The organism is Pseudomonas sp. Teo4 (genome assembly GCF_034387475.1).
Taxonomy (GTDB): domain Bacteria; phylum Pseudomonadota; class Gammaproteobacteria; order Pseudomonadales; family Pseudomonadaceae; genus Aquipseudomonas.
In genome coordinates this window covers 411,895-438,403 of sequence record NZ_JAXCIL010000002.1, presented here as the reverse complement: position 1 = coordinate 438,403, position 26,509 = coordinate 411,895, and the positions used below count along the sequence as shown (strand labels likewise).

Genomic DNA, 26,509 nt, shown 5'->3' with positions numbered 1-26,509 from the left:
GTTTACCCGCGAAAGGTTTAGGGCTTCAGCGCCGCATTCGCGGGTAAACCCGCTCCCACAGGGGCTGCGAGAAGAAATCGCAGGCAAGAAAAAACCCACTAGCAAGCTAGTGGGTTTTTGTATGGTGCCCAGGAGAAGACTCGAACTTCCACGACCGTTAAGTCACTGATACCTGAAACCAGCGCGTCTACCAATTCCGCCACCTGGGCAAAGCTTTGCATCATCTGGTGAAGGCGACTATCGTTCACTTTCACACAGTAGTAACAGATCCTTGGTCATCTATTACTTGAAAATATTTGGTGCCCAGGAGAAGACTCGAACTTCCACGGCCGTTAAGCCACTGATACCTGAAACCAGCGCGTCTACCAATTCCGCCACCTGGGCACACATTCGAGATTACAAGATGCTTTACAGCGCCGTTCATCTCTACTACAACTTCGGGGTTGTCCGTCGTTGTGGTGCGCACTATACGGACGCTCTGGAGGGCTGTAAAGCCCCCAATCGAAAAAAAATTCAAAAAATTCAACTTGTTGATTCCGCAGGCCTATTACTGCGCTCTGGACACGCCGCTGGGGCTGTCCAAGGCTGACATTTCCGGTTTCAATACGCCTATGCCAGAATTCCTATCTATATACCCCAAGGTGAATCCCTTCTGATGGCCGATTGGCAATCCCTCGATCCCGAGGCCGCTCGCGAAGCGGAAAAATACGAAAACCCCATTCCCAGCCGTGAGCTGATCCTGCAGCGCCTTGCCGACCGTGGCGAACCGGCCGCGCGTGAGGAGCTGGCGGCCGAGTTCGGTCTTTATGAAGAAGACCAGATCGAAGCCCTGCGCCGCCGCCTGCGTGCCATGGAGCGCGATGGCCAGCTTATCTATACCCGGCGCGGCACCTATGCCCCGGTTGATAAGCTGGACCTGATCTGCGGTCGTGTCTCTGGCCACCGCGATGGTTTCGGCTTCCTTATTCCTGACGATGGCAGCGAAGACCTGTTCCTCAGCCCGTCGCAGATGCGCCTGGTGTTCGACGGTGACCGCGGCTTGGCCCGGGTTTCTGGTGTCGACCGCCGCGGCCGCCGCGAAGGCGTGCTGGTGGAAGTCATCTCCCGCGCTCATGAAACCGTGGTCGGTCGCTACTTCGAAGAAGGCGACATTGGCTACGTGACGCCTGACAACCCGAAGATCCAGCAGGAAGTGCTGGTCACCGCTGGTCGCAACGGTGGAGCCAAGATTGGCCAGTTCGTGGAGATCAAGATCACCCACTGGCCGACTCCACGCTTCCAGCCGCAAGGCGACGTGATCGAAGTGATCGGCAACTACATGGCGCCGGGCATGGAAATCGATGTGGCCCTGCGCAGCTACGACATTCCGCACGTCTGGCCCAAGGACGTGATCAAGGAAGCGCGCAAGTTCCGCTCGGAAGTCGAAGAGAAGGACAAGGAGAAGCGCGTCGACCTGCGCCATCTGCCGTTCGTCACCATCGACGGCGAAGACGCCCGCGACTTCGACGATGCGGTCTACTGCGAACCACTGGGCAAGCTGCGCCTGTTCTCCGGCGGCTGGCGTTTGTACGTGGCCATCGCCGACGTCTCCAGCTATGTGCGCCTGGGTTCGGCCCTGGACGTCGAGGCCCAGCAGCGCGGTAACTCGGTGTACTTCCCCGAGCGTGTGGTGCCGATGCTCCCCGAGGAGCTGTCCAACGGCCTGTGCTCGCTGAACCCGCACGTCGATCGCCTGGCCATGGTCTGCGAAATGACCATCAACAAGGCCGGCCAGATGGTCGACTACCAGTTCTATGAAGGCGTGATCCACTCCCACGCGCGTTTGACCTACAACAAGGTCAGCAGCATGCTCGAGCATGCCCGTACTCGCGAAGGCAAGGCGCTGCGCGAGGAGTACAAGGAAGTCCTGCCGGACCTGAAGAACCTGTACAACCTGTACAAGGTGCTGGTCGATGCCCGTCACACCCGTGGTGCGATCGACTTCGAGACCCAGGAAACCCGCATCATCTTCGGCGACCAGCGCAAGATCGCGGAAATTCGCCCAACCGTGCGCAACGATGCGCACAAGCTGATCGAAGAGTGCATGTTGGCCGCCAACGTGGCCACCGCCGAATTCCTGCAGAAACACGGCGTGCCAGCGCTGTATCGCGTACACGACGGTCCGCCGCCAGAGCGCCTGGAAAAGCTGCGTGCCTTCCTCGGTGAGCTGGGCCTGACCCTGCACAAGGGCAAGGACCCGTCGCCGAAGGACTACCAGGCCCTGCTGGCCAGCATCGCCGAGCGCCCGGACTTCCACCTGATCCAGACCGTGATGCTGCGCTCGCTGAGCCAGGCGGTGTACAGCACCGACAACAACGGCCACTTCGGGTTGAACTACGAGGCGTATACCCACTTCACCTCGCCGATCCGCCGTTACCCGGACTTGCTGGTGCACCGTGCCATCCGCAGCATCATCCGCTCCAAGGTCGATACCCCGCACGTCAAGCGTGCAGGCGCGATGAGCATTCCGAAGGCGCGTATCTACCCGTACGACGAGAACACGCTGGAGCAATTGGGCGAGCAGTGCTCGATGACCGAGCGCCGTGCCGACGAGGCCACTCGTGACGTGGTCAACTGGCTCAAGTGCGAGTACATGAAGGATCGCGTGGGCGAAACCTTCCCGGGCGTGATCACCGCCGTGACCGGTTTCGGCCTGTTCGTCGAACTGACCGACATCTACGTGGAAGGCCTGGTGCACGTCAGTGCGCTGCCGGGCGACTACTACCACTTCGACCCTGTGCACCATCGCCTGTCGGGCGAGCGCAGTGGCCGTAGCTTCCGCCTGGGCGACACCATCGAGGTCAAGGTGATGCGCGTCGACCTGGACGAGCGCAAGATCGACTTCGAAGTGTCCGAGCAGCAGCTCGCTGCCCCGGTTGGCAAGAAGGGCCGTGGTGCAGCTCCAGCCGCGGAAAAAACCGAGCAGCAGCCTGCGGTCGAAGCCAAGGCCACGCCCAAGCCGCGCAGCCGCAAGAGCGAAGCCGCCGAGGCGTACTTCCCGAAAGACGCTGTTCAGCGCAACGCCGAAGTGCGCAAGAGCCGCGAAATGAAAAAGGCGCTGATGAGCGAGGCCCGCAGCAGTGGCCACGCCAGCAGCAAGTCGGATAAGGGCAGCAAATCGTCCTCCGGCAAGCCGACCAAGCACCGTAAAGGCCCGTCCAAATCTGGCGCGCCACGTAAAGGCAAGAGCAAGTCATGAGTCAGCTGGAAAAAATCTACGGCGTGCACGCTGTGCAGGCGTTGCTGCAGCACCATCCGAAACGGGTCAAGCAGATCTGGCTGTCGGAAGGACGCAGCGAGCCACGTATCCAGGGCTTGCTGGCGCTGGCTGCAGAGAACCGGGTGCCGGTCGGTCAGGCCGAGCGCCGAGAGCTGGATGCCTGGGTCGAGGGTGTTCACCAGGGTGTGGTCGCTGAGGTCAGCCCGAGCCAGGTGTGGGGCGAACTGATGCTCGAGGAACTGCTCGAGCGTACTGAAACGCCGCCGCTGATCCTGGTGCTGGACGGCGTCACCGACCCGCACAACCTGGGTGCCTGCCTGCGCACCGCGGATGCCGCTGGTGCCACGGCTGTTGTGGTGCCCAAGGACAAGTCGGCGACCTTGACCCCGGTGGTGCGCAAGGTGGCGTGTGGCGCGGCGGAGGTGATTCCGCTGGTGGCCGTGACCAACCTGGCGCGTACCCTGGAGAAACTCCAGCAACGTGGCTTGTGGGTGGTCGGCACCGCTGGCGAGGCCGAGCAGGAAATCTACCAGCAAGACCTGACCGGTCCGCTGGTGATGATCATGGGCGCGGAAGGCAAGGGCATGCGCCGGTTGACCCGTGAGCACTGCGACTTCCTGGTGAAGCTTCCGATGGCCGGTAGCGTCAGTAGCCTGAACGTTTCGGTGGCGACCGGCGTCTGCCTGTTCGAGGCCGTTCGTCAGCGCCAGGCCAAGCGCTGAGCCATAGCCTGTAAGGGCCTCTTCGCGGGTAAACCCGCTCCCACAGGCGCACCGCAGCCTTTAAACCCTGTGGTGAACCTGTGGGAGCGGGTTTACCCGCGAATATGTTTCAGGCTGTTCAATTATTCGCCAATCACCTTGCTTGTACGCCCCGCCTTCTCTACAATTGCGCCCCTTGCCGAGCTGGCAGGCGCGCATGTGCCTCCCCTCCATGGCAAGACATACAGTGTCATTCACTCCTTGTCTGACCAGATTCGCTGGCAGACTACTAACCCGTAAGGAGCATTCATGCGTCATTACGAAATCATCTTCCTGGTTCACCCGGACCAGAGCGAGCAAGTCGGCGGCATGGTTGAGCGTTACACCAAGCTGATCGAAGAAGATGGTGGCAAGATCCACCGCCTGGAAGACTGGGGCCGTCGTCAACTGGCCTACGCAATCAACAATGTTCACAAGGCTCACTACGTGATGCTGAACGTTGAGTGCACCGGCAAGGCCCTGGCCGAGCTGGAAGACAACTTCCGCTACAACGATGCCGTTATCCGTAACCTGGTCATCCGTCGTGACGAAGCCGTAACCGGTCAGTCCGAGATGCTGAAGGCAGAAGAGAACCGCAGCGAGCGCCGTGAGCGTCGTGAACGTCCTGAGCATGCTGACTCCGCCGAAGGCGATGACAGCAATGACAGCGACAACAGCGATAACGCTGACGAGTAATCCACGGACCTTTTGAGGAGCCTATTACATGGCACGTTTCTTCCGTCGTCGTAAATTCTGCCGCTTCACTGCTGAAGACGTGAAAGAGATCGACTTCAAAGATCTCAACACCCTGAAAGCTTACGTATCCGAAACCGGCAAGATCGTTCCGAGCCGTATCACTGGTACCAAAGCTCGTTATCAGCGTCAGCTGGCTACCGCTATCAAGCGCGCCCGCTTCCTGGCCCTGCTGCCCTACACCGACAGCCACGGCCGCTGAGACCGGGTCGTCGACAAGTAGTAAGGGATAAGCATGCGGGCGTTAGCTGATTTCATCATGCGCGGTCGTGTGCAGGCCACCCTGGTGGTGGTCGCAAGTGCGGTATTGCCGCTGTTGTTCTGGTTGAGTGCCGCTGCCGGAAGCCTGGTGCTTCTGCGGCGCGGGTTCAAGGACGCTTCAACGGTCATCGCCTGGGGCCTTTTGCCCGCGGTGGCCATTTGGGTCTTCGGCGATCCAAGCACCTTGCTGGTGCTGTTGGGAACGCTGGGGCTGGCCGCCTTGTTGCGTGCCGGGCATTCCTGGAACCGGGTGTTGATGTCCAGTGTTGTGTTGGGGTTGGTCTACAGCCTCATCCTGGGCACGGTGCTGCGCGAAACCTTCGAGGTGCTGGCCAAGGCGCTTGTACAAGCCCTGCCGCAAATCGAAGGCAAGCCGGTGATTCCCGGTGAGCTGATCGGCCCTGTGCTGGTCGCTTCCACGGCGGTGATGTTGCAGTTGTTCAGCCTGCTGGCATTGATGCTGGCGCGTTATTGGCAAGCGGTGTTGTACAACCCTGGAGGCTTCGGTCGCGAATTTCGTGCCTTGAAGCTGCCACGAGGGGCCATGCTGGCCTTGTTAGCAGTGATGGTGTTGGGTCCGTTCATCGGCCCGCAGTTCATCGTCCTGGCTTCCGCATCCAGCCTGGTGCTCGTTCTGGCCGGCATCGCCTTGATGCACGGGCTGGTGGCGCAGGGCCGACTGGCCGGTTTCTGGCTGGTGGGCATGTACGTGACACTGCCGCTGATCATGCAGCTGATTTATCCGTTACTCGTGGTTTTGGCCATTGTCGACAGCCTGATTGATTTTCGCGGTCGCAAGTCCCCTCAGGGGGATGATTCCGCGAACGGTGAAGGTTAAAAGTTAAGAGGTTTTACCAAATGGAACTGATCCTGCTGGAAAAAGTCGCCAACCTGGGCAACCTGGGCGACAAAGTAAAAGTTAAGGCTGGTTACGGCCGTAACTTCCTGCTGCCATTCGGCAAGGCCACCGTTGCCAACGCCGCCAACCTGGCTGCGTTCGAAGAGCGCCGCGCCGAGCTGGAAAAAGCAGCTGCCGACAAGAAAACTTCGGCTGAAAGCCGTGCTGCCCAACTGGCCGAGCTGGAAGTGACCATCACTGCCACCGCTGGCGACGAAGGCAAGCTGTTCGGTTCGATCGGCACCCACGATATCGCTGACGCCCTGACCGCCTCCGGCGTTGAAGTGGCCAAAGCTGAAGTTCGTCTGCCGAACGGCACCATCCGTCAGGTTGGCGAATACGACGTAGCCGTGCACCTGCACAGCGACGTTGAAGCCACCGTACGTGTGGTCGTCGTAGCTGCCTAAGCTGCGCTGACTGGCTGGCTCCTTGTGAGTCAGCCGGTTAACATCGGGCACGGTCCTGTTTTCTACAGGCCGTGCCCTTTGTCTTTTTCATCCTCCAGAATTCTTTCGTGGCCATGAACGAGATCACCAATCCCGAACAGCTAGACCTGCAGACCGCAGCCCTCAAGGTGCCGCCGCATTCCATCGAGGCCGAACAGGCCGTGCTCGGTGGCTTGATGCTGGACAACAACGCCTGGGAGCGGGTGCTGGACCAAGTGTCGGACGGTGACTTCTACCGGCATGACCACCGCTTGATCTTCCGTGCCGTGCACAAGCTGGCAGACGCGAACCAGCCGTTCGACGTCGTCACCCTGCACGAGCAGCTGGACAAGGAAGGCTTGTCGACTCAGATCGGTGGCCTGGCCTACCTGGCTGAACTGGCCAAGAACACCCCGTCGGTGGCCAACATCAAGGCTTACGCCGCGATCATTCGCGAGCGGGCCACCCTTCGGCAGCTGATCAGCATCAGTACCGACATTGCCGATAACGCCTTCAACCCGCAGGGGCGCAACGCCGAGGAAATTCTCGACGACGCCGAGCGGCAGATCTTCCAGATCGCCGAGGCGCGGCCAAAGACCGGCGGCCCGGTGGGGGTCAACGAACTGTTGACCATGGCCATCGACCGGATCGACACGCTGTTCAACTCCGACAGCGATATCACCGGTGTATCGACCGGCTTTACCGACCTGGACGAGAAAACCAGCGGCCTGCAAGCGGCTGACTTGATCATCGTCGCCGGTCGTCCGTCGATGGGTAAGACCACCTTCGCCATGAACTTGGTGGAGAACGCCGTATTGCGTACCGACAAGGCGGTGCTGGTGTTCTCCCTCGAGATGCCAGGTGAATCGCTGATCATGCGTATGCTCTCGTCCCTGGGCCGTATCGATCAGACCAAGGTGCGTTCCGGTCAGCTGGACGACGATGACTGGCCGCGCCTGACCTCAGCGGTCAACTTGCTCAACGACCGCAAGCTGTTCATCGACGATACCGCGGGCATCAGCCCGTCTGAGATGCGTGCGCGTACCCGCCGTCTGGCGCGTGAGCATGGTGAAATTGCCATGATCATGGTCGACTACCTGCAGCTGATGCAGATTCCGGGTTCGGCCGGCGATAACCGGACCAACGAAATTTCCGAAATCTCCCGCTCGCTCAAGGCCCTGGCCAAAGAGTTCAACTGCCCGGTCATCGCCCTGTCGCAGCTCAACCGCTCCCTGGAGCAGCGCCCGAACAAACGCCCGGTGAACTCCGACTTGCGTGAATCGGGTGCGATCGAGCAGGACGCCGACGTGATCATGTTCGTGTACCGCGACGAGGTGTACCACCCTGAAACCGAGCACAAGGGCGTGGCTGAAATCATCATCGGTAAGCAGCGTAACGGCCCCATCGGCTTCGTACGCCTGGCGTTCATCGGCAAGTACACCCGTTTCGAGAACCTCGCGCCGGGTATGTACAACTTCGACGACGACGAATAAGCCACCGGCCTCATCGCCGGCAAGCCGGCTCCCACAGAATTACCACTGTCCTGAGAGCTGTGGTGGCCTTGTGGGAGCCGGCTTGCCGGCGATGAGGCCAGTACAGGCACCCCATGAATCCGACAACCACCGTCGGATTTGGTCAAAATTTGTGCTATATTCCGCGCCCGCGATTTCCCTGCACACCAGAACCGGTCACTGACATGCAAGCAGCCAAACCACTCTACGACTATCCAAAGTACTGGGCCGAATGCTTCGGGCCAGCGCCTTTCCTGCCGATGAGCAGGGAGGAGATGGATCAGCTCGGCTGGGATTCCTGCGACATCATCATCGTGACCGGTGATGCCTACGTCGATCACGCATCGTTCGGCATGGCCATCATCGGCCGTCTGCTGGAGGCCCAGGGCTTCCGCGTGGGCATCATTGCCCAGCCGAACTGGCAGTCGAAAGACGACTTCATGAAGCTCGGCGAGCCGAACCTGTTCTTCGGGGTAGCGGCGGGCAACATGGACTCGATGATCAACCGCTACACCGCGGACAAGAAGATCCGTTCCGACGACGCCTACACCCCGGGTGGCCTGGCCGGTAAGCGTCCGGACCGCGCAAGCCTGGTGTACAGCCAGCGTTGCAAGGAAGCCTACAAGCACGTGCCGATCGTGCTTGGTGGCATCGAGGCCTCGCTGCGCCGCATCGCCCACTACGACTACTGGCAGGACAAGGTTCGCCACTCGATCCTGATCGACGCCAGCGCCGACATCCTGCTGTACGGCAACGCCGAGCGTGCCATCGTCGAGGTGGCCCAACGCCTGTCCCAGGGTGAAAGCATCGAGAGCATCACCGACGTTCGCGGTACCGCGTTCGTACGCCGTGACACGCCAGAGGGCTGGTACGAGATCGACTCCACGCGCATTGACCGCCCAGGCCGCGTCGACAAGATCATCAACCCGTATGTGAACACCCAGGACACCCAGGCCTGTGCCATCGAGCAGGCCAAGGGCGAGCAGGAAGACCCGAACGAAGCCAAGGTCGTTCAGCTGCTCGACAGCCCGAGCATAACCCGTGAGAAGTCGGTCATTCGCCTGCCGTCGTTCGAAAAGGTGCGTAACGACCCGGTGCTCTATGCCCACGCCAACCGCGTGCTGCACCTGGAAACCAACCCAGGCAACGCCCGGGCTCTGGTGCAGAAGCATGGCGAAGTGGATGTGTGGTTCAACCCGCCACCCATTCCCATGACCACCGAGGAAATGGACTACGTGTTCGGCATGCCGTACGCCCGTATTCCGCATCCGGCCTATGGCAAGGAGCGTATCCCGGCCTACGAGATGATTCGTTTCTCGGTGAACATCATGCGTGGCTGTTTCGGTGGCTGCACTTTCTGCTCGATCACCGAGCACGAAGGCCGCATCATCCAGAACCGCTCGCACGAGTCGATCCTCAACGAAATCGAGGAAATGCGCGACAAGGTTCCGGGCTTTACCGGCGTGGTCTCCGACCTCGGCGGGCCGACCGCCAACATGTACCGCATCGCGTGCAAGAGCCACGATATCGAGAAGCACTGCCGCAAGCCGTCGTGCGTGTTCCCGGGCATCTGCGAGAACCTCAACACCGACCATAGCTCGCTGATCGAGTTGTACCGCAAGGCACGTGCCTTGCCGGGTGTGAAGAAGATCCTGATCGCTTCGGGTCTGCGTTACGACCTGGCTGTCGAGTCGCCGGAGTACGTCAAGGAACTGGTCACCCACCACGTGGGCGGCTACCTGAAGATTGCCCCGGAGCACACCGAGCGTGGCCCGCTGGACAAGATGATGAAGCCGGGTATCGGTACCTACGACCGCTTCAAGCGCATGTTCGAGAAGTTCTCGAAAGAGGCGGGCAAGGAGCAGTACCTGATTCCGTACTTCATCGCGGCGCACCCTGGCACCACCGATGAAGACATGATGAACCTGGCCCTGTGGCTCAAGGGCAACGGCTTCCGTGCCGACCAGGTGCAGGCGTTCTACCCATCGCCGATGGCCTCGGCCACGGCCATGTACCACTCGGGCAAGAACCCGCTGCGCAAGGTGACCTACAAGAGCGAAGGGGTGGAGATCGTCAAGAGCGAGGAACAGCGCCGGCTGCACAAGGCGTTCCTGCGCTACCACGACCCGAAGGGTTGGCCGATGCTGCGTGAGGCGCTGGAGCGCATGGGCCGCGCCGACCTGATCGGCCCGGGCAAGCATCAGCTGATTCCGCTGCACCAGCCGCAGACCGACACCTACCAGAGTGCCCGTCGCAAGAACTCGACCCCGGCCGGCAGCCACAAGGTGGGCAAGGACCAGAAGATCCTCACCCAGCACACTGGCCTGCCACCGCGTGCCAGCGATGGCAGCAAACCGTGGGACAAGCGCGAGAAGGCCAAGGCCGAGGCGTTTGCGCGCAATCAGCAGGCGGCGAAAGAGCGTAAGGAAGCGGCCAAGGGCGGCAAGGGCAAGAAGCCGCGTCAGCCCGTCATCCCGCGCTGATCTGGCAGGCTGAACAGAGAGCCCTGTGGGAGCGGGTTTACCCGCGAATAAGTCGGTGAATCCACCATCGCATTCGCGGGTAAACCCGCTCCCACAGGCATGGTTACGGCTTCAAATTTTCAGTCAGGCTTCTTGTCGACCCACTTGGGCAGCACTGGCGAGACGAACCTGTCCATCCCGTCCAGCAGCTCATCCGGCTGCTCACCCAGCAGCAACATCGCCCGATGCTGCGGCCGCACAAAGCCTTCCTCGACGATATGGTCGAGGAACCCGCCCAGCTTTTCATAGAAACCATTCACATCGAGCAGCCCCAGCGGCTTGGCGTGATAGCCCAGCTGCCCCCAGGTCCACACCTCGAACAGTTCCTCCAGCGTCCCCAGGCCGCCCGGCAGCGCGATGAAGGCGTCGCTCAGTTCGGCCATGCGTGCCTTGCGTGCGTGCATGCCGTCGACCACTTCCAGGCGGGTCAGTTTCTTGTGGCCGATTTCGGCATTCATCAGGCTTTCGGGAATGATCCCGATCACTTCACCGCCAGCAGCCATCGCCGCGTCGGCCACGGTGCCCATCAAACCGACCGCGCCGCCGCCATACACCAGAGTCAGGCCGCGCCGGGCAATGGCCTGGCCGAGGGCGACGGCGGCCTCACTGTAGGCAGGGTTGGCGCCGATGCTGGCACCACAGAAGACACAAACGGAACGTACAGGCATGGCTCATCTCCAGTCGCATTGCGTGACAGGGTACGGCGCATGCCTGCTGGTTCCAAGGGCGGTTTTACTCGGGACGGGCGAATTCGCAGATCGCACCACTGGCGCCGTGGGCATATGCAGCGAGCAGGCTGTTCATCAGGCTTCCAAGGGACATTTCGATCAACTCCTAAATGAGAGGTTGTCCCATCGTCTACTAAAAGGGCATGATGTGCTCTTAGATTGGTTGTATACAATCGATCGAACAATTCTACTGGCTGGCCACTTGACACCCCCTTGATTCATATCAGGCGGGGGCTTTACGGTTTCAGGCAGTCTCGCAATTGATAAAACCCTGCCAAGGAGATTCATGATGTTTGCGAAAGCTGTAGCGGTATCCCTGCTGACCCTCGCCAGCGCCTCTGTCTTCGCAGCCGAGTGCTCGGTGACTGTCGACTCGACCGACCAGATGTCCTACACCAGCAAGGAATTCACCGTCGACAAGAGCTGCAAGGAATTCACCGTCAAACTGACCCACTCCGGCAACCTGCCGAAGAACGTCATGGGCCACAACCTGGTGATCAGCAAGACTGCCGACATGCAGGGCATTGCCACCGAAGGCATGGCCAAAGGCCTGGATAACGATTACATCAACGCCGCCAACGCCGGGATCATCGCCCACACCAAGATGATTGGCGCGCCGGAAAAAGCAACCGAAGTGAAGTTCGATACTTCCAAGCTGGAAGCCGGTGGTGACTACAGCTTCTTCTGCACCTTCCCAGGCCACATCTCGATGATGAAAGGCAAGGTCATCGTCAAGTAATCAGCGACTGACGCAGTACCCTGTGGGAGCGGGTTTACCCGCGAAGGCGATGGTGGATTCACCGACGCCTTCGCGGGTAAACCCGCTCCCACAGGTCTTTTTACAGCTTGATCAAGGAGCGAACGGCAGTTCGCGCTTATGCTGGGTCTTGCGGTAGGTGTTCACGATGATGTCGAACGCTTCCTGATCGACCGGCAGCCCATGCAGGAATGCATCGATCTGCTGGTACGTCACGCCGTGTGACGCCTCGTCCGGCTTGCCTGGAGCCAGGTCTTCAAGATCGGCAGTTGGTACTTTCTCCACCAGCGACTCCGGTGCACCAAAGCTACGGGCAATCGCCCGCACCTGGTTTTTCACCAGCCCGCTCAACGGCGCCAGGTCGCACGCGCCATCACCGAACTTGGTAAAGAAGCCCATCACCGCTTCGGCAGCGTGGTCGGTGCCAATCACCAAGCCTGCGCGGGCGCCAGCGATGGTGTACTGGGCCACCATGCGCATACGGGCCTTGGTGTTACCCACCACGAAGTCCACCAGGGTTGGCGAGCCGCCTTCCAGCGCTTTTACTTCACTCGCCAGGGCACGTACCGCCGGAGCGATATCCACGGTGTGCACTTCGTCGGCCTTGATCACGTCCAGGCAGGCCTGGGCGTCATGTTCGTCGTGCTGCACTTGGTAGGGCAGGCGAACGGCGATGAAGGTGTAGGCCTTATCGCCGGTTTCGGCACGCAGTTCGTTGACGGCACGCTGGGCGAGCAGGGCGGCAGTCATCGAGTCGACGCCGCCGCTGATGCCCAGCACCAGGGTCTTGAGCCGGGCGTTGGCCAGGCAATCCTTGATGAAGGCCACGCGCCGGGCTACCTCTGCATCGAGTGCGGCGGCGTCGGCGAACGGCGGCTGTACCTTGAGCGCCTGGGCAATCTCTTGCTGGACGGCTTGCATGGGTTACTCCTTGCTGGGGACTTTGAATACGTGGCGCATGTAGGCGACGAAGTTTTCGTCGCGGCACTGGGTCTTGGCAGCCTCGTCGGAAATCTTGGCCACCGGCGAGCCGTTGCAGTCGGTCATTTTAAGCACGATGTTCATCGGCGCCACCCCGGGAATGTCACAGGTCAGGTTGGTGCCTATGCCGAAGCTGACGTTGATGCGACCGCGCAGGGCCCGGAAGATCTCCAGCGAACGGGTCAGGTTCAGGCCATCAGAGAACACCAGGGTCTTGGTCATGGGGTCGATACCCAGCTTCTGGTAATGGGCGATGGCTTTCTCTGCCCACGCCACCGGTTCTCCCGAGTCATGGCGCAGGCCATCGAACAGCTTGGCGAAGTACAGGTCGAAATCGCTCAGGAATGCATCCATGGTGATGCAGTCGGTCAGGGCGATGCCGAGCAGGCCGCGGTACTCACGGACCCAGCAGTCAAGGGCGGCGCTTTGGCTGTCGATCAGCCGTGGCCCCAACTGCTGGTGGGCCATGATCCACTCATGGGCCATGGTCCCGAGAGGTTTGACATCCAGTTTCCATGCCAGGTCGACGTTGCTGGTGCCGACGAAACGGGCGGGGAAATCGTCGCGCAACACGCGTACCACTTCTTCCTGCACGCGGCTCGAAAAGCGCCGACGCGTGCCGAAGTCAGCCACCTGCAGTTCGGCCAGTTCATCGTCGCTGGCGTGGGCGCGCAGCCAGTCGAACTTGCGGTGCAACTGGTCGCGTGCCTCGGAAAGGCGCATACGAGGGTGCAAGTGACGGTTGCGCACTTCACTGATGATGGCCAGCAGGGGGACTTCGAAGAGGATCACATGTAGCCAGGGGCCACGCAGGCGCAGGCACAGCTGGTTGTTTTCGATACCCAGATGCACGTAGCGCAGGTTGAAGCGAAACAGCCCGAGAAAACGCAGGAAGTCCGGCTTGAGAAAACTGATGCGTTCGAGGAAGCCGAGCTGGCCTTCGTCCAGGGTCAGGTCGCCGAGCAGTTCGATCTGGTTGCGGATCTCGCCTAGATAGGGGCGAAGGTCTTCGCCGTTGCGGCAGCGGAACTCCCATTCCACATCGGCGTCCGGGTAGTTGTGCAGCACGCCCTGCATCATGGTGAGCTTGTAGAAGTCGGTGTCGAGCAGGTTGTGCACGATGCGCTCGGCGAATGCGCTCTCGCTCATCAAAGGGGCTCCAAAAGCAGCGAATGGCGGACATTGTGCCAGCCTTTTTGCTGTTGATGTGTCTGTGCCGGCCCTATCGCCGGCAAGCCGGCTCCCACAGGTAGGGCGCGCACTGGCCCAGGGTGGGAGCGGGTTTACCCGCGAAGAGTCCGGTACAGGCAAAACAGGTGTTTTTTCGTGCACGAGCTAGCCTTGAAACGGTGCCGCCTGTAGCAGTTGCGCACCAGTGGTGTGCACTTCGGTGACGTCTGCTGTTACAGGCTGGTTGCACGTAAACACTTGCCAAGGTTGCAATGATGGCACTCGACGGTTGCTCCTTGTCTGTACGTGTGGTGGCGCCCGCCGCGCGGCAGACGGTTGCACGCTCAATAAAGAAAAGGCCGTCGGTCGCCTGGGGGCGACCTTTGCAGTGTGTTTTCCCGGATCACATGACCAATGGCACGGCCCTTGCTCCAAGTACAGGGCTGAGAAGTTGTAGTGCCAACCAAAAAAACTCTAGGAGCACCACCTCATGTCGCAGACGTTTTACAAGAAAGGTTTCCTGGCTCTGGCCGTAGCTACGGCACTGGGTGTTTCTTCGTATGTTCAGGCCGACGTCAAGATCGGCGTCGCGGGCCCCATGACCGGGGCCAACGCAGCGTTTGGCGAGCAGTACATGAAAGGTGCGCAGGCAGCGGCCGACAAGATCAACGCCGCTGGCGGCGTCAACGGCGAGAAGATCGTCCTGGTCAAGGGCGATGACGCTTGCGAGCCGAAGCAGGCCGTGGCCGTGGCTAACCGCCTGGTCGATCAGGACAAGGTGATCGGCGTGGTCGGCCACTTCTGTTCCTCCAACACCATTCCTGCCTCCGAGGTATACGACGAGGCCGGCGTGATCGCCATCACCCCAGGCTCCACCAACCCGCAGGTCACCGAGCGTGGCCTGAGCGCGATGTTCCGCATGTGCGGCCGTGACGACCAGCAGGGTATCGTCGCCGGCAACTACATCGTTGATGTGCTCAAGGGCAAGAAAGTGGTCGTGCTGCACGACAAGGACACTTACGGCCAGGGCCTGGCAGACGCGACCAAGGCGCAGCTGATCAAGCGTGGCGTCACGCCGGTGCTGTACGAAGGCCTGACCCGCGGCGAGAAAGACTTCAGCGCGGTGGTTACCAAGATCCGTGCCGCTGGCGCCGACGTCGTCTATTTCGGCGGCCTGCACCCGGAAGCCGGCCCACTGGTGCGTCAGCTGCGTGAGCAGGGCCTGAAGGACGTAGCCTTCATGTCCGATGACGGCATCGTCACCGACGAACTGGTATCCACTGCCGGTGGCGCGCAATACACCAATGGCGTGTACATGACCTTCGGCGCCGACCCACGCCTGCTGCCAGACAGCAAGACCGTGGTGGAAGAGTTCCGCAAGGCCGGTACCGAGCCTGAAGGTTACACCCTGTATGCCTACGCCTCGCTCCAGGCACTGGCTGCCGCGTTCAACGGCGCCAAGTCGAACAAGGGCGAAGACGCGGCCAAGTGGCTCAAGGCCAACACGGTCAAGACCGTCATGGGCGAGAAGAAGTGGGACACCAAGGGCGACCTGACCGTCTCCGACTACGTGGTCTACCAGTGGGATGCCAACGGCAAGTACCACCAGCTGGACAAACAAAAATAATAACGGTTAGGCCCGGGCGTGAACCGCCTGGGCCATAGCCCCGCGGTACCTGTCTTTATCCGTAGATCTGCACAGTTCTGCGCTGCGAGGGCCGCTTTATCCGAGGCCCGCCGTGGTCGGCGCTCGTGCAATCTCAATCAGGTGAGATTGCGTTATGGATGGTATTTTCCTGCAGCAACTGGTCAACGGCCTGACCCTAGGGTCGGTCTATGGCCTGATCGCCATCGGCTACACAATGGTCTATGGCATTATCGGCATGATCAACTTCGCGCACGGCGAGGTGTACATGATTTCCGCGTACCTCGCGGCGATCAGCCTGGCATTGCTGGCATACTTCGGTATCGAGTCGTTCCCCCTGCTGATGCTGGGCACCTTGTTGTTCACCATCGTCGTCACAGGCGTCTACGGCTTCACCATCGAGCGCATCGCCTACAAACCCCTGCGCAACTCCACCCGCCTGGCACCGCTGATCAGTGCCATCGGCATCTCGCTGATCCTGCAGAACTACGCGCAGATCAGCCAGGGCGCCCGCCAGCAAGGCGTGCCGACCCTGCTTGAGGGTGCCATGCGCGTCGAAGTCGGCACCGGCTTCGTGCAACTGACCTACACCAAAATCTTCATTCTGGTTGCCGCCTTCGTCGGCATGGGCCTGCTCACCTACGTGATCAAGTACACCAAGCTTGGCCGTATGTGCCGCGCCACCCAGCAAGACCGCAAGATGGCGTCGATCCTGGGCATCAACACCGACCGGGTGATTTCCTACGTATTCGTCATCGGTGCGGTGATGGCCGCCCTGGCGGGCGTGCTGATCACCATGAACTACGGCACCTTCGACTTCTATGCCGGCTTCATCATCGGGATCAAGGCGTTCACCGCTGCGGTACTCGGCGGCATCGGCTCGCTCCCCGGCGCCATGCTGGGCGGGATCATCCTGGGCATTTCCGAGTCGCTGTTCTCTGGCCTGATCAACTCCGACTACAAGGATGTGTTCAGCTTCTCGCTGCTGGTGATGATCCTTATCTTCCGCCCACAAGGCCTGCTGGGTCGCCCGCTCGTGGCTAAGGTGTGAACATGTCCGCTGCCAATACTGCCCCTGTTACGCAAAAAGGTTTCGACCTTAAACGCAGCCTGCTGGAGACCATCGTCGCCGGTCTGCTGGCACTTATTGTCTTTGGTCCGGTCGTCGGTGTGGTGCTCGACGGCTACAGCTTCAATGCCGAGCCGCGGCGCGTTGCCTGGCTGGTCGGCGGAGTGATGCTGGGGCGTTTCCTGCTCAGCCTGTACCTGCAGACCGCCGTTGGCACTCGCATGCTGCAAGGCTTCGAAAGCGGTGGCTCGGGCGTGCATGTCAACGCGCCGGACTACAAGTCGCGCCTGCGCTACATCATTCCGGCGCTGGTGGTGATTGCCATCATCTTCCCGGTGTTTGCCAACAAGTACCTGCTGACGGTGGTCATCCTCGGCCTGATCTACGTGCTGCTAGGCCTGGGCCTGAACATCGTGGTCGGTCTGGCGGGCCTGCTCGACCTGGGCTACGTGGCGTTCTATGCCATCGGCGCCTACGGCCTGGCATTGGGCTACCAGTACCTCGGGCTGGGCTTCTGGAGCGTGCTGCCGCTGGCGGCCATCGCCGCGGCGTTGGCGGGGTGCATACTCGGATTCCCGGTGTTACGCATGCACGGTGACTACCTGGCGATCGTGACCCTGGGCTTCGGCGAGATCATTCGCCTGGTGCTGAACAACTGGCTGTCGTTCACCGGTGGCCCGAACGGCATGCCGGCACCGTCGCCGACTTTCTTCGGCCTGGAGTTCGGCCGTCGGGCCAAGGATGGCGGGGTGCCTATCCACGAGTTCTTCGGCTTCGAATACAACGCCAACCTCAAGTTCGTGTTCATCTACGCCGTGCTGTTCCTGGTGGTGTTGGCTGTGCTGTACATCAAGCATCGCCTGACCCGCATGCCGGTCGGGCGTGCCTGGGAAGCGCTGCGCGAAGACGAAATCGCCTGCCGTTCGATGGGCCTGAACCACGTGCTGGTCAAACTCTCGGCATTCACCCTCGGGGCTTCCACCGCCGGCCTGGCCGGGGTGTTCTTCGCCACTTACCAAGGCTTCGTCAACCCGTCTTCGTTCACCTTCTTCGAGTCGGCTCTGATTCTCGCCATCGTCGTACTCGGCGGTATGGGTTCGACCGTGGGTGTGGTGATCGCGGCGTTCGTGCTCACGGTGGCGCCAGAACTGCTGCGCAGCTTCTCCGAGTACCGGGTGCTGCTGTTTGGCGTGCTGATGGTGTTGATGATGATCTGGCGACCGCGTGGGCTGATTCGCATCAGCCGTACCGGTGTGGTCCCGCGTAAAGGAGTGGCGCCATGAGCGACGATATCATTCTTTCGGTCGACAACCTGATGATGCAGTTCGGCGGCATCAAGGCGCTCAGTGATGTGAGCCTGAAGGTCAAGCGCAACCAGATCTTCGCCTTGATTGGCCCCAACGGTGCGGGCAAGACCACGGTATTCAACTGCCTCACCGGCTTCTACAAGGCCAGTGGCGGGCGTATCGAACTTAACGTGCGCGGCAGCCACACCAACGTCATCCAGTTGCTCGGCGAGCGTTTCCAGCCGGCGGACTTCATCTCGCCTGCACGCTTTGCCAACCGCATGTACTACAAGATGTTCGGCGGCACCCACCTGGTGAACCGCGCGGGCCTGGCACGCACCTTCCAGAACATTCGCCTGTTCAAGGAAATGTCGGTGGTGGAAAACCTGCTGGTGGCCCAGCACATGTGGGTCAACCGTAACCTGCTGGCCGGCGTGCTGAATACCAAGGCCTACCGCAAGGCCGAGAGCGATGCCCTCGACCATGCCTTCTACTGGCTTGAAGTGGTCGACCTGGTCGACTGTGCCAACCGCCTGGCGGGCGAGCTGTCCTATGGCCAGCAGCGGCGCCTGGAAATTGCCCGGGCCATGTGCACCCGACCCAAGATCATCTGCCTGGACGAACCGGCTGCCGGCCTCAACCCGCAGGAAACCGAAGCCCTGAGCGGCATGATCCGTGTGCTGCGTGACGAGCATGACATCACCGTGGTGCTGATCGAGCATGACATGGGCATGGTCATGAGCATTTCCGACCACATCGTCGTGCTGGACCACGGCAACGTGATTGCCGAAGGCTCGCCGCAGGATATCCGCCACAACCCGACAGTGATTGCCGCCTATCTGGGTGCCGATGAAGAGGAACTGGTATGAGTGCACCCATTCTCGAACTGAAGGACCTGGACGTGTTCTACGGGCCGATTCAGGCACTGAAGAAGGTCTCGATGCACATCAACGAGGGCGAGACGGTAAGCCTGATCGGCGCCAACGGGGCCGGCAAGTCGACCCTGCTGATGTCGATTTTCGGCCAGCCGCGTGCGGCCTCCGGGCACATTGTGTACCGCGGCACCGACATCACCCGCAAGTCGTCGCACTACATCGCTTCCAACGGTATCGCGCAGTCGCCTGAGGGGCGAAGGGTATTCCCCGACATGACCGTCGAGGAAAACCTCATGATGGGCACCATCCCTATTGGTGACAAATATGCCAGCGAGGACATGCAGCGCATGTTCGAACTGTTCCCGCGTCTGAAGGAGCGCCGCAACCAGCGGGCCATGACCATGTCGGGTGGTGAGCAGCAGATGCTGGCCATCGCCCGTGCGCTCATGAGCCGGCCGAAGTTGCTGTTGCTCGACGAGCCATCGCTGGGGCTGGCACCGATCGTGGTCAAGCAGATCTTTTCCACCCTGCGGGAACTGGCCAAGAGTGGCATGACCATTTTCCTGGTGGAGCAGAACGCCAACCATGCGCTCAAGCTTTCGGACCGGGCCTATGTGATGGTCAACGGGCAGATCCGCATGACTGGGACCGGGCAGGAGTTGTTGGTGAACGAGGAGGTGCGTAACGCCTACCTGGGCGGGCACTGAGTCATCAGTTGGGGCCGCTGTGCGGCCCCAGCTTCCGCCAAAACGGATGTGGACAACTTGTCGCATATCTTTCTCGAAGCACGCCACAATCCTCTCGCAAGTCGTTGTTTCCACAGCTCCTGTTTTTCCACGGATAATGTGGAGCCGCCTGTGGAAAACATGGTGGCACCTCGCTGAATCCCTTTAATCATGAGGCCTGCAAGGCTTTGATCATTTTTTGATCAGGCATGCTTTGTGGATGATTTTTCAGGCATTTTTTGCACAGGCCACGGCTAAGGAAATACTGTTAATTCCTGTGGATAACTCTGTGGGAAAGCCTTGGACAGACTGCTGCAAGCGGCATGTTTGAAAGCCTTGCGCCATCACGGAGTTATCCGTAGGCGACCATGATCCGCTGAAAGGGTTCCGCGGCCCCGACGAGTTGCCCCCAATCCATGGGGAAAGCCTTGTGGATAAGTTATGCATACCTAGCGCTGGCCCCTCTATGACAAGGGTTTGGCGTATATGTACAAAAAATGACCAGTGTTGATGACGGCTTGCTGCCAACGCTGCCTGAGGGCATGCTGCAAACCCTGCCGACGATAATCCACAGCGAGGAACAGAGCATGACGTCCACCGTATTCATCACAGGCGCGACCTCCGGTTTTGGCGAGGCCACTGCCCGGCGTTTTGCTGAGGCGGGCTGGAAGCTGATCCTTACGGGTCGACGCAAGGAGCGCCTGGACGCCCTGTGCGCCGAACTGTCGGCCAAGACTGAAGTGCACGGCCTGGTACTCGATGTACGTGACCGCAAAGCCATGGAAGAGGCAATCGCCAACCTGCCCGCAGGCTTCGAGAAGCTGCGTGGCCTGGTCAACAACGCAGGCCTGGCGCTGGGGGCGGACCCGGCGCAGAAGTGCGACCTGGACGATTGGGAAACCATGGTCGATACCAACATCAAGGGCCTGATGTACACCACGCGCCTGTTGCTGCCGCGTCTGATTGCACACGGCCGTGGTGCGTCGATCCTTAACGTGGGTTCGGTGGCCGGCAACTACCCGTACCCCGGCAGCCACGTGTATGGCGGCACCAAAGCCTTCGTCGGCCAGTTCTCGTTGAGCCTGCGCTGTGACCTGCGCGGCACTGGCGTGCGGGTCAGCAACATCGAGCCGGGCCTGTGCGAAAGCGAATTTTCGCTGGTGCGCTTCGGTGGCGATCAGTCGAAATATGATGCGACCTACGCAGGTGCCGAGCCGATTCAACCGCAGGATATCGCCGACACGATCTTCTGGATCCTCAACCAGCCGGCGCACATCAACATCAACAGCCTTGAACTGATGCCGGTGAGTCAGGACTGGGCAGGGTTCTCGATCGACCGTTCGGCCAAGGGTTGATTTGACGGCCTGATCGCGGCAAGCCGGCTCCCACAGGGACCGCGACCATCTTGCAGTTCTGTGGGAGCGGGATTGTCCCGCGAATGCGTCAGCTCAGCCGCAGTAGCCCTTCCAGGCAGGTCGCGAGGTGATAGGGCGTGGTCGAAGGCATGTCGTGCCGGCTGACGGCGCCTTCACCATCCCGGCACTCATACCAGCCGCCAGCATGCAGGAACTGCTGTGCCATCGCATTCAGCTGTGCCGGCAGTTTAGCCATTCCCCCGGAACGCAATACCAGCGCCCGCAGGTACTCTGCTTGTGCCCAGATCCGCTGGGTGGCATCGATCACCTTGCCGTTCACATCCAGCATGGCCAGCACGGCCGCATCCTTCACTCCGCATTGCTCGGCATAACCGAAAGCGCGGTCTATCGATGCATGCAGTGGCGTGCCGCGCAGCAGTGCCGAGGTATCGAGCAGGTAGAACCATTCGAACTGATGGCCGGGTTCGAACCAGTTATCCACAGCGCCGCGCGGTTTTTCCAGCATCAGGCCGTGTTCAGGCTCGATGAAGTGCACCTGCAATGCATCGCACAGCTGCAACAGTGCCTGTTGCACGCCATCATCGTCACGCACTGCCAACACCTGAAGAAAGGCTTCGGCCAGGTGCATCTGCGGGTTCTGCAGTGGTCCGCTGCCCAGGTCCGACCAGTCCTCACCCAGGCTGGCCTCATACAGGCCGTCGTCACGGGCGAACTGTTCGGCGACGACGGTCAGGGCCGCGTTAAGCGTGGACTCCACCAGGCTCTCGCGAACCTTGCCCCAGTAGTGCGCGCAGGCGAACACGATGAAGGCGTGGGTGTAGAGGTCCTTGCGCGTGTCCAGTGGCTTGCCATCAGCATCGATGCTGTAGAACCAGCCGCCATGCTCGGCATCATGGAAGTGCCGCTGCAGGGAGCGGAACAGCGCGGCGGCGCGTTCCGCTGCACCGGGCTGCTCGATGCGGCTGCTGAACAGGTACAGCTGGCGGGCGCAGGCCATGGCACGGTAGCGCTGGACCGGTAGCGGGCGATGCTGGTCGTCGAGCGCCTCGTAGGGCAAGGCCATGTCGGCGTTCCAACCCGGGCCTTGCCACAGCGGCACGATGCGCTCGGCGAAGTGCTGCTGGAAGCGGGTGGTCAGCTCGGACAGGGTAGGGCGGGGGTCGGACATGAAGGCGCTCGTCGCAATCGGGCAGTGCGCCATGTTAGCAGAAGTGGGGTAGTGGGTTGGCCGCGCCGGCCCTTTCGCGGGTAAACCCGCTCCCACAGTGCACAGTAGCCTTCGTAATCTGTGGGAGCGGGTTTACCCGCGAAAGGGGCTGTGCAGGCAATTGATCAGCCTGGGTTGCCCAACCCCTGCCAATGCCTGGCGCCGACAAAGATGAAGCGCAGCTGCTGAGTGATCTTCTCTTGTGGTGTCAGCACCTGTGGATAACCCGGCTCTGGGCTGTCGATCAACTCGGGCAAGGTAGCGAACACGGTTTTCACCACCAGGTCGGCCATCACGGCCAGAGCAGCTGCGTCCAGATGATGCCAGCGTTTCATGCGTCCAAGGTCGGTGGCCAGGTCGTTGCTGATGCCCTGGCGCAGTCCGGCAATGGCTTGGCGCACCGCCTGTGAACCGCCGTATTGTTCGCGGGCCAGAAACAGGAACTGGGCGCGGTGGGCGGCGACCACGTCAAGGAAGATGCGGACCGAAGCGTCGGTGATGCCGCCGAGTTCGAACTCGTTGTGCCGCACCAGGCGAATGGTCTGACGGAAGGTAGTGTCGACTTCGGCGACCAGGGCCAAGCCCAAGGCATCCATGTCGCTGAAGTGCCGGTAGAAACCGGTGGGCACGATGCCAGCGGCCCTGGCCACTTCACGCAGGCTGATGCTGCCGAACCCGCGGCCACTCTCCATCAACTGGCAGGCGGCATCCAGCAGGGCCTGGCGGGTCTGTAGCTTCTGTTCGGCGCGAGGCAGCATGGGGGCGAATTCTGTGACTGTACGGCTGGGCATTCTGGATAAAAAAACAAAGCCCGGTCAATGGACCGGGCTTGGAGGGGAGCAGGCGCTTTGCGTGGGATTGTTCTTTTCGGCCATGGTGATCAGCTCACACGGCTGATTTCGACCAGGCGATCCGAACCACCCTCGGCTACACGGCCAGTGCGTTCGATCAGACGATCCGAGCCACCTTCGGCTACACGGCCAGTACGTTCGATCAGACGATCCGAGCCACCTTCGGCAACGCGGCCAGTACGTTCGATCAGACGATCCGAGCCACCTTCAGCGACGCGGCCAGTGCGTTCGATCAGACGATCCGAGCCACCTTCAGCGACGCGGCCAGTGCGTTCGATCAGACGATCCGAACCACCTTCAGCGACGCGGCCAGTACGCTCGATCAGACGATCCGAGCCACCTTCAGCGACGCGGCCAGTGCGTTCAATTAGACGATCCGAGCCACCTTCGGCGACGCGACCAGTGCGTTCGATCAGGCGATCCGAGCCACCTTCAGCGACACGGCCAGCGCGTTCTTGCAGACGGTCAGCGCCACCTTCTGCCAGGGTTTTCAGAGGCTGGGCGATTTCAGCGGCGCTGGAGCGAGATTCAGCGGTCAGGTGCTGATCGTCAGCTGGCATGGCGAAAGCGTTGGCTGCAAGGATGGACAGGGTCAGGGTCAGCAGATGGCGTTTCATGATTGGGTTGCTCCTCTCGGGGGCTGAAAAGTGGGTACGAAGCCAATGCTACGCTTGGTAACGCCAGAGAGAAGTTCATAAGGGTAATGGTGACAATCGACAGGATTGATAGAGACTTGCAGTGGCTCTAGTGCGGTTGTTTCAGGTCATTAGAAGGCAATTGGCTACTGTGTTTCCGTCGGTGTGCGAAGGGGGCGTCCAGACCAAAAGCTGAGCCGGCCGCCAGGAAAAACTTGGTTATCATGGCCGCGCCGATAAAACCCTGCGGGTTTTCATTAGTCCGAATTACTAAGTGCCACTGTTGTGCTTGTTTTGTGCCATGCCGTCAGGTGACTCACGCAATGACGCGTCCCGCCAGAATACTCGTCTGGACCCTCAGCAGCCTTTTGACCGTGTTGGCGATCATCGTGGTGGTGATTGCCACGTTCGATTGGAATCGTGTCAAACCACTGCTCAACGAGAAGGTTTCCGCAGCCCTGCATCGGCCCTTCGCGATCAATGGCAACCTGGCCGTGCAGTGGCGCACCGAGCCGCAAGAGGGTGGCTGGCGGGCCTGGGTACCATGGCCGCGCTTCATCGCTGAAGACCTGACTCTGGGTAACCCAGACTGGTTGAAGGAGCCGAAGATGGTTGGTCTGGAGCGTGTGGAGTTCCGTCTGTCGCCGCTGCCTTTGATCTTCCAGCAGATCGTCATCCCCCGTATCGACCTGACCAAGCCCACCGCCAGCCTCACCCGCTTGGCCGACGGCCGTGCCAACTGGAATTTCGACTTCGGGCCAAAGGATGAAAGCGAAGCGCCGTCCAGCTGGCAGTTGGATATCGGAGCCATCGGATTCGACCAAGGTAATGTCAGTGTCGACGATCAGACCCTGAAAACCAGCATGAAGGTGCAGATCGACCCGCTGGGCAAGCCGATCCCGTTCAGTGACATCGTCGGCAAAGCCCGTGCCGAGAAGGCAGGCGGCGCCCAGGATTACGCGTTCGGCCTCAAGGCCCAGGGCCGTTACAAGGGTCAACCGGTGTCTGGCACGGGCAAGATTGGCGGTCTGCTGGCCTTGCAGGACGCCAGCCAGCCGTTCCCGCTGCAAGCCGACGTGCGCATTGCCGACACCCATGTGGTGCTGGCGGGTACCTTGACCGACCCGCGCAATCTGGGAGCCCTGGATTTGCGTCTGCGCTTGTCCGGCGCAAGCCTGGGTAACCTTTATCCGCTGACTGGCGTAACCCTGCCGGATACCCCGGCGTATTCCACTGACGGCCGCCTGAGCGCCAACCTGCATGCGCCGGATGGTGCGACGTTCCATTACCAGGATTTCAACGGCAAGATCGGTGACAGCGACATCCATGGCGACCTGGCTTTTGTCGCCAGTCAGCCCCGGCCAAAGCTATCCGGGAACCTGGTGTCCAACCAGCTGTTGTTCAAGGACCTGGCTCCACTGATTGGTGCTGACTCCAACGCCGAGCAAAAGGCCCGGGGCGGGGCCAGCAAACAGCCCTCGGGCAAGGTATTGCCTGTGGAGGAGTTTCGTACCGAGCGCTGGCGTGCCATGGATGCCGACGTCACCTTCAGCGGCAAGCGGATTGTCCACAGTGCGCAATTGCCCTTCACTGATTTGTCCGCCCACGTGATTCTCGACGATGGTTTGCTCCGCCTGGAGCCGCTGCGATTTGGTGTGGCGGGCGGCAACCTGGCATCCGATATTCGCCTGGACGGTCGCAACGTGCCTCTGCAGGGGCGCGCCAAGCTGACTGCCAGGGGGTTCAAGCTCAAACAGCTGTTCCCCAGCTTCGCGCCGATGCAGACCAGTTTTGGTGAGCTGAACGGTGATGCGGACATCAGTGGCCGTGGCAACTCGATAGCGGCTTTGCTGGGCACTGCCAATGGTGACTTGCGCATGCTGATCAACGATGGCGCGATCAGCCGCAGCCTGATGGAAATCGCCGGGCTCAATGTGGGTAACTACGTGATTGGCAAGTTGTTCGGCGATGAGGACGTGAAGATCAACTGTGCGGCGGCGGATGTGGGGATCAAGAATGGTCTGGCGACGACGCGTTTGTTCATCTTCGATACCGAGAACGCGATCATCTATATCGATGGCACGGCCAATTTTGCCAGTGAACAGCTCGATTTGAAGATTACGCCGGAGTCCAAGGGCTTGCGGTTGTTCTCGCTGCGCTCGCCGCTTTACGTGCGCGGGCCGTTTGCCAAGCCCAGTGCGGGGGTGCAGGCGGTGCCGTTGGCGCTGCGTGGGGCGGGGATGGTGGCGCTTGGGGTTGTTGCGGGGCCGGCGGCAGGGTTGTTGGCTTTGATTGCTCCGAGTAGTGGTGATGAGCCGAATCAATGTACGCCGTTGTTGCAGCAGATGAAGGCAGGGAAGGCGCCTACGGCGGTGAAGGGTAAGAAATAGCGATCATCCCCAGCGAACTGCACATGTATAGGTCCTTGCTCTGCTCTGCTTTTGCTTCTAGTGCGCGATAGTCCAGACGCCACAAATTGCGACTTCAGGAGGCCGAGTGGAGGTCTTGCGGAGGGAGGTGACGGGCATGGATGCCCGTCAAGCGCTGCGGCCCAGGATGGGCCGTACAGCGCGGTCCTCCCGGGAGCAAGACCGGAGCGAGGGTACCCCGGAGCGAAGCGCAGGGGCCGGATGTAGGAGCGAGCGGTTTTTGCCTACTTTTGCCCAAGAGCAAAAGTAGGTCGCCGTAAAGGCGAAAAGGTGAATAAGCGCCTCCATGGCAAATGGATATTCACGCTGTATAGATGCCTACGCTTAATTTTGTTTTTTGTTTTTTGTTTTTTGTTTTTTGTTTTGAAGTTGGTTTTTAAATTTGCAAGCATATCCATTTGCCAAG

Annotated in this window: 22 protein-coding genes and 2 tRNA genes; 16 read left to right on the top strand and 8 right to left on the bottom strand. The window is 60.6% G+C overall.

Translation table 11 applies throughout. The features are described from left to right. Nucleotides 1-122 precede the first annotated feature (122 nt). Nucleotides 123-209, bottom strand: a tRNA-Leu gene (locus tag PspTeo4_RS18375). Between the two features lie 88 nt (nt 210-297). Further along, a tRNA-Leu gene (locus PspTeo4_RS18370) sits at nt 298-384 on the bottom strand. A 271-nt stretch (nt 385-655) separates the two neighbouring features. On the opposite strand from PspTeo4_RS18370, the gene rnr reads away from it, so the two are divergent. The 8 genes from rnr (at nt 656) to PspTeo4_RS18330 (ending at nt 10,330) form a co-directional block, all read left to right on the top strand. Further along, entirely contained in the window at nt 656-3,238 is a 2,583-nt protein-coding gene (gene rnr, locus PspTeo4_RS18365; protein WP_322365343.1) for a ribonuclease R, read from the top strand. Then, nucleotides 3,235-3,981 carry a 23S rRNA (guanosine(2251)-2'-O)-methyltransferase RlmB gene (gene rlmB, locus PspTeo4_RS18360; RefSeq protein ID WP_322365342.1) on the top strand — a complete coding sequence of 249 codons (747 nt, stop codon included), beginning with the start codon at nt 3,235-3,237 and terminating at the stop codon, nt 3,979-3,981. The genes rnr and rlmB overlap by 4 nt, the downstream gene beginning before the upstream one ends. Nucleotides 3,982-4,269: 288 nt before the next feature. Then, the gene (gene rpsF / locus PspTeo4_RS18355) at nt 4,270-4,695 is read left to right on the top strand and encodes a 30S ribosomal protein S6 (protein WP_023378487.1); all 426 of its coding nucleotides are present in this window, start codon (nt 4,270-4,272) and stop codon (nt 4,693-4,695) included. Between the two features lie 28 nt (nt 4,696-4,723). Further along, entirely contained in the window at nt 4,724-4,954 is a 231-nt protein-coding gene (gene rpsR / locus PspTeo4_RS18350; RefSeq protein ID WP_003249563.1) for a 30S ribosomal protein S18, read from the top strand. A gap of 33 nt (nt 4,955-4,987) precedes the next feature. Beyond that, complete coding sequence (locus tag PspTeo4_RS18345; protein ID WP_322365341.1) at nt 4,988-5,851, top strand: hypothetical protein; 864 nt, start codon at nt 4,988-4,990, stop codon at nt 5,849-5,851. A gap of 20 nt (nt 5,852-5,871) precedes the next feature. Continuing rightward, on the top strand, nt 5,872-6,318 hold the full coding sequence (gene rplI, locus PspTeo4_RS18340) for a 50S ribosomal protein L9 (protein ID WP_075804740.1): 447 nt from the start codon (nt 5,872-5,874) through the stop codon (nt 6,316-6,318). Nucleotides 6,319-6,431: 113 nt separating this feature from the next. Then, nucleotides 6,432-7,829, top strand: coding sequence for a replicative DNA helicase (gene dnaB / locus PspTeo4_RS18335; protein ID WP_322365340.1), 1,398 nt, complete (start codon nt 6,432-6,434; stop codon nt 7,827-7,829). 203 nt (nt 7,830-8,032) lie between these two features. Beyond that, nucleotides 8,033-10,330, top strand: a complete 2,298-nt coding sequence (locus tag PspTeo4_RS18330; RefSeq protein ID WP_322365339.1) for a YgiQ family radical SAM protein — start codon at nt 8,033-8,035, stop codon at nt 10,328-10,330. A gap of 119 nt (nt 10,331-10,449) precedes the next feature. Here PspTeo4_RS18330 and PspTeo4_RS18325 read toward each other — a convergent pair whose 3' ends face one another. Continuing rightward, nucleotides 10,450-11,037, bottom strand: coding sequence for a TIGR00730 family Rossman fold protein (locus PspTeo4_RS18325; RefSeq protein WP_322365338.1), 588 nt, complete (start codon nt 11,035-11,037; stop codon nt 10,450-10,452). A 349-nt stretch (nt 11,038-11,386) separates the two neighbouring features. Here PspTeo4_RS18325 and azu point away from each other — a divergent pair, with 349 nt between their 5' ends. Then, complete coding sequence (azu, locus tag PspTeo4_RS18320) at nt 11,387-11,836, top strand: azurin (protein WP_322365337.1); 450 nt, start codon at nt 11,387-11,389, stop codon at nt 11,834-11,836. 111 nt (nt 11,837-11,947) lie between these two features. Here the strand turns inward: azu and nadE are convergent, their stop codons facing one another. Both nadE and pncB read right to left on the bottom strand, forming a co-directional pair. Further along, the gene (gene nadE / locus PspTeo4_RS18315; RefSeq protein ID WP_322365336.1) at nt 11,948-12,775 is read right to left on the bottom strand and encodes an ammonia-dependent NAD(+) synthetase; all 828 of its coding nucleotides are present in this window, start codon (nt 12,773-12,775) and stop codon (nt 11,948-11,950) included. Between the two features lie 3 nt (nt 12,776-12,778). Further along, the gene (pncB, locus tag PspTeo4_RS18310; RefSeq protein WP_322365335.1) at nt 12,779-13,984 is read right to left on the bottom strand and encodes a nicotinate phosphoribosyltransferase; all 1,206 of its coding nucleotides are present in this window, start codon (nt 13,982-13,984) and stop codon (nt 12,779-12,781) included. 511 nt (nt 13,985-14,495) lie between these two features. Between pncB and PspTeo4_RS18305 the strand changes: the two genes are divergently transcribed. The 6 genes from PspTeo4_RS18305 (at nt 14,496) to PspTeo4_RS18280 (ending at nt 20,960) form a co-directional block, all read left to right on the top strand. Beyond that, complete coding sequence (locus PspTeo4_RS18305; RefSeq protein ID WP_322365334.1) at nt 14,496-15,632, top strand: branched-chain amino acid ABC transporter substrate-binding protein; 1,137 nt, start codon at nt 14,496-14,498, stop codon at nt 15,630-15,632. Between the two features lie 154 nt (nt 15,633-15,786). Then, a complete protein-coding gene (locus PspTeo4_RS18300; RefSeq protein ID WP_019098910.1) occupies nt 15,787-16,701 on the top strand; it encodes an ABC transporter permease subunit in 915 nt (304 codons plus the stop codon). Between the two features lie 2 nt (nt 16,702-16,703). Then, nucleotides 16,704-18,002: a high-affinity branched-chain amino acid ABC transporter permease LivM gene (gene livM, locus PspTeo4_RS18295; protein WP_322365333.1), complete on the top strand. Its 1,299-nt coding sequence runs from the start codon at nt 16,704-16,706 to the stop codon at nt 18,000-18,002. After that, the gene (locus PspTeo4_RS18290; RefSeq protein WP_322365332.1) at nt 17,999-18,874 is read left to right on the top strand and encodes an ABC transporter ATP-binding protein; all 876 of its coding nucleotides are present in this window, start codon (nt 17,999-18,001) and stop codon (nt 18,872-18,874) included. The genes livM and PspTeo4_RS18290 overlap by 4 nt, the downstream gene beginning before the upstream one ends. Further along, on the top strand, nt 18,871-19,587 hold the full coding sequence (locus PspTeo4_RS18285; RefSeq protein WP_322365331.1) for an ABC transporter ATP-binding protein: 717 nt from the start codon (nt 18,871-18,873) through the stop codon (nt 19,585-19,587). Before PspTeo4_RS18290 ends, PspTeo4_RS18285 begins: the two co-directional genes overlap by 4 nt. 605 nt (nt 19,588-20,192) lie before the next feature. Then, on the top strand, nt 20,193-20,960 hold the full coding sequence (locus PspTeo4_RS18280; RefSeq protein WP_322366887.1) for an SDR family oxidoreductase: 768 nt from the start codon (nt 20,193-20,195) through the stop codon (nt 20,958-20,960). Between the two features lie 88 nt (nt 20,961-21,048). Here PspTeo4_RS18280 and PspTeo4_RS18275 read toward each other — a convergent pair whose 3' ends face one another. The 3 genes from PspTeo4_RS18275 to PspTeo4_RS18265 form a co-directional block, all read right to left on the bottom strand. After that, the gene (locus tag PspTeo4_RS18275; RefSeq protein ID WP_322365330.1) at nt 21,049-22,149 is read right to left on the bottom strand and encodes an AGE family epimerase/isomerase; all 1,101 of its coding nucleotides are present in this window, start codon (nt 22,147-22,149) and stop codon (nt 21,049-21,051) included. A 164-nt stretch (nt 22,150-22,313) separates the two neighbouring features. Next, complete coding sequence (locus PspTeo4_RS18270; RefSeq protein ID WP_322365329.1) at nt 22,314-22,946, bottom strand: TetR family transcriptional regulator; 633 nt, start codon at nt 22,944-22,946, stop codon at nt 22,314-22,316. Nucleotides 22,947-23,068: 122 nt separating this feature from the next. After that, a complete protein-coding gene (locus PspTeo4_RS18265; protein ID WP_322365328.1) occupies nt 23,069-23,656 on the bottom strand; it encodes a phage infection protein in 588 nt (195 codons plus the stop codon). Nucleotides 23,657-23,997: 341 nt separating this feature from the next. Here PspTeo4_RS18265 and PspTeo4_RS18260 point away from each other — a divergent pair, with 341 nt between their 5' ends. Further along, nucleotides 23,998-26,064 (top strand): AsmA family protein, encoded by a 2,067-nt coding sequence (locus PspTeo4_RS18260; RefSeq protein WP_322365327.1) that lies wholly within the window; start codon nt 23,998-24,000, stop codon nt 26,062-26,064. The last annotated feature ends 445 nt before the right edge of the window (nt 26,065-26,509 follow it).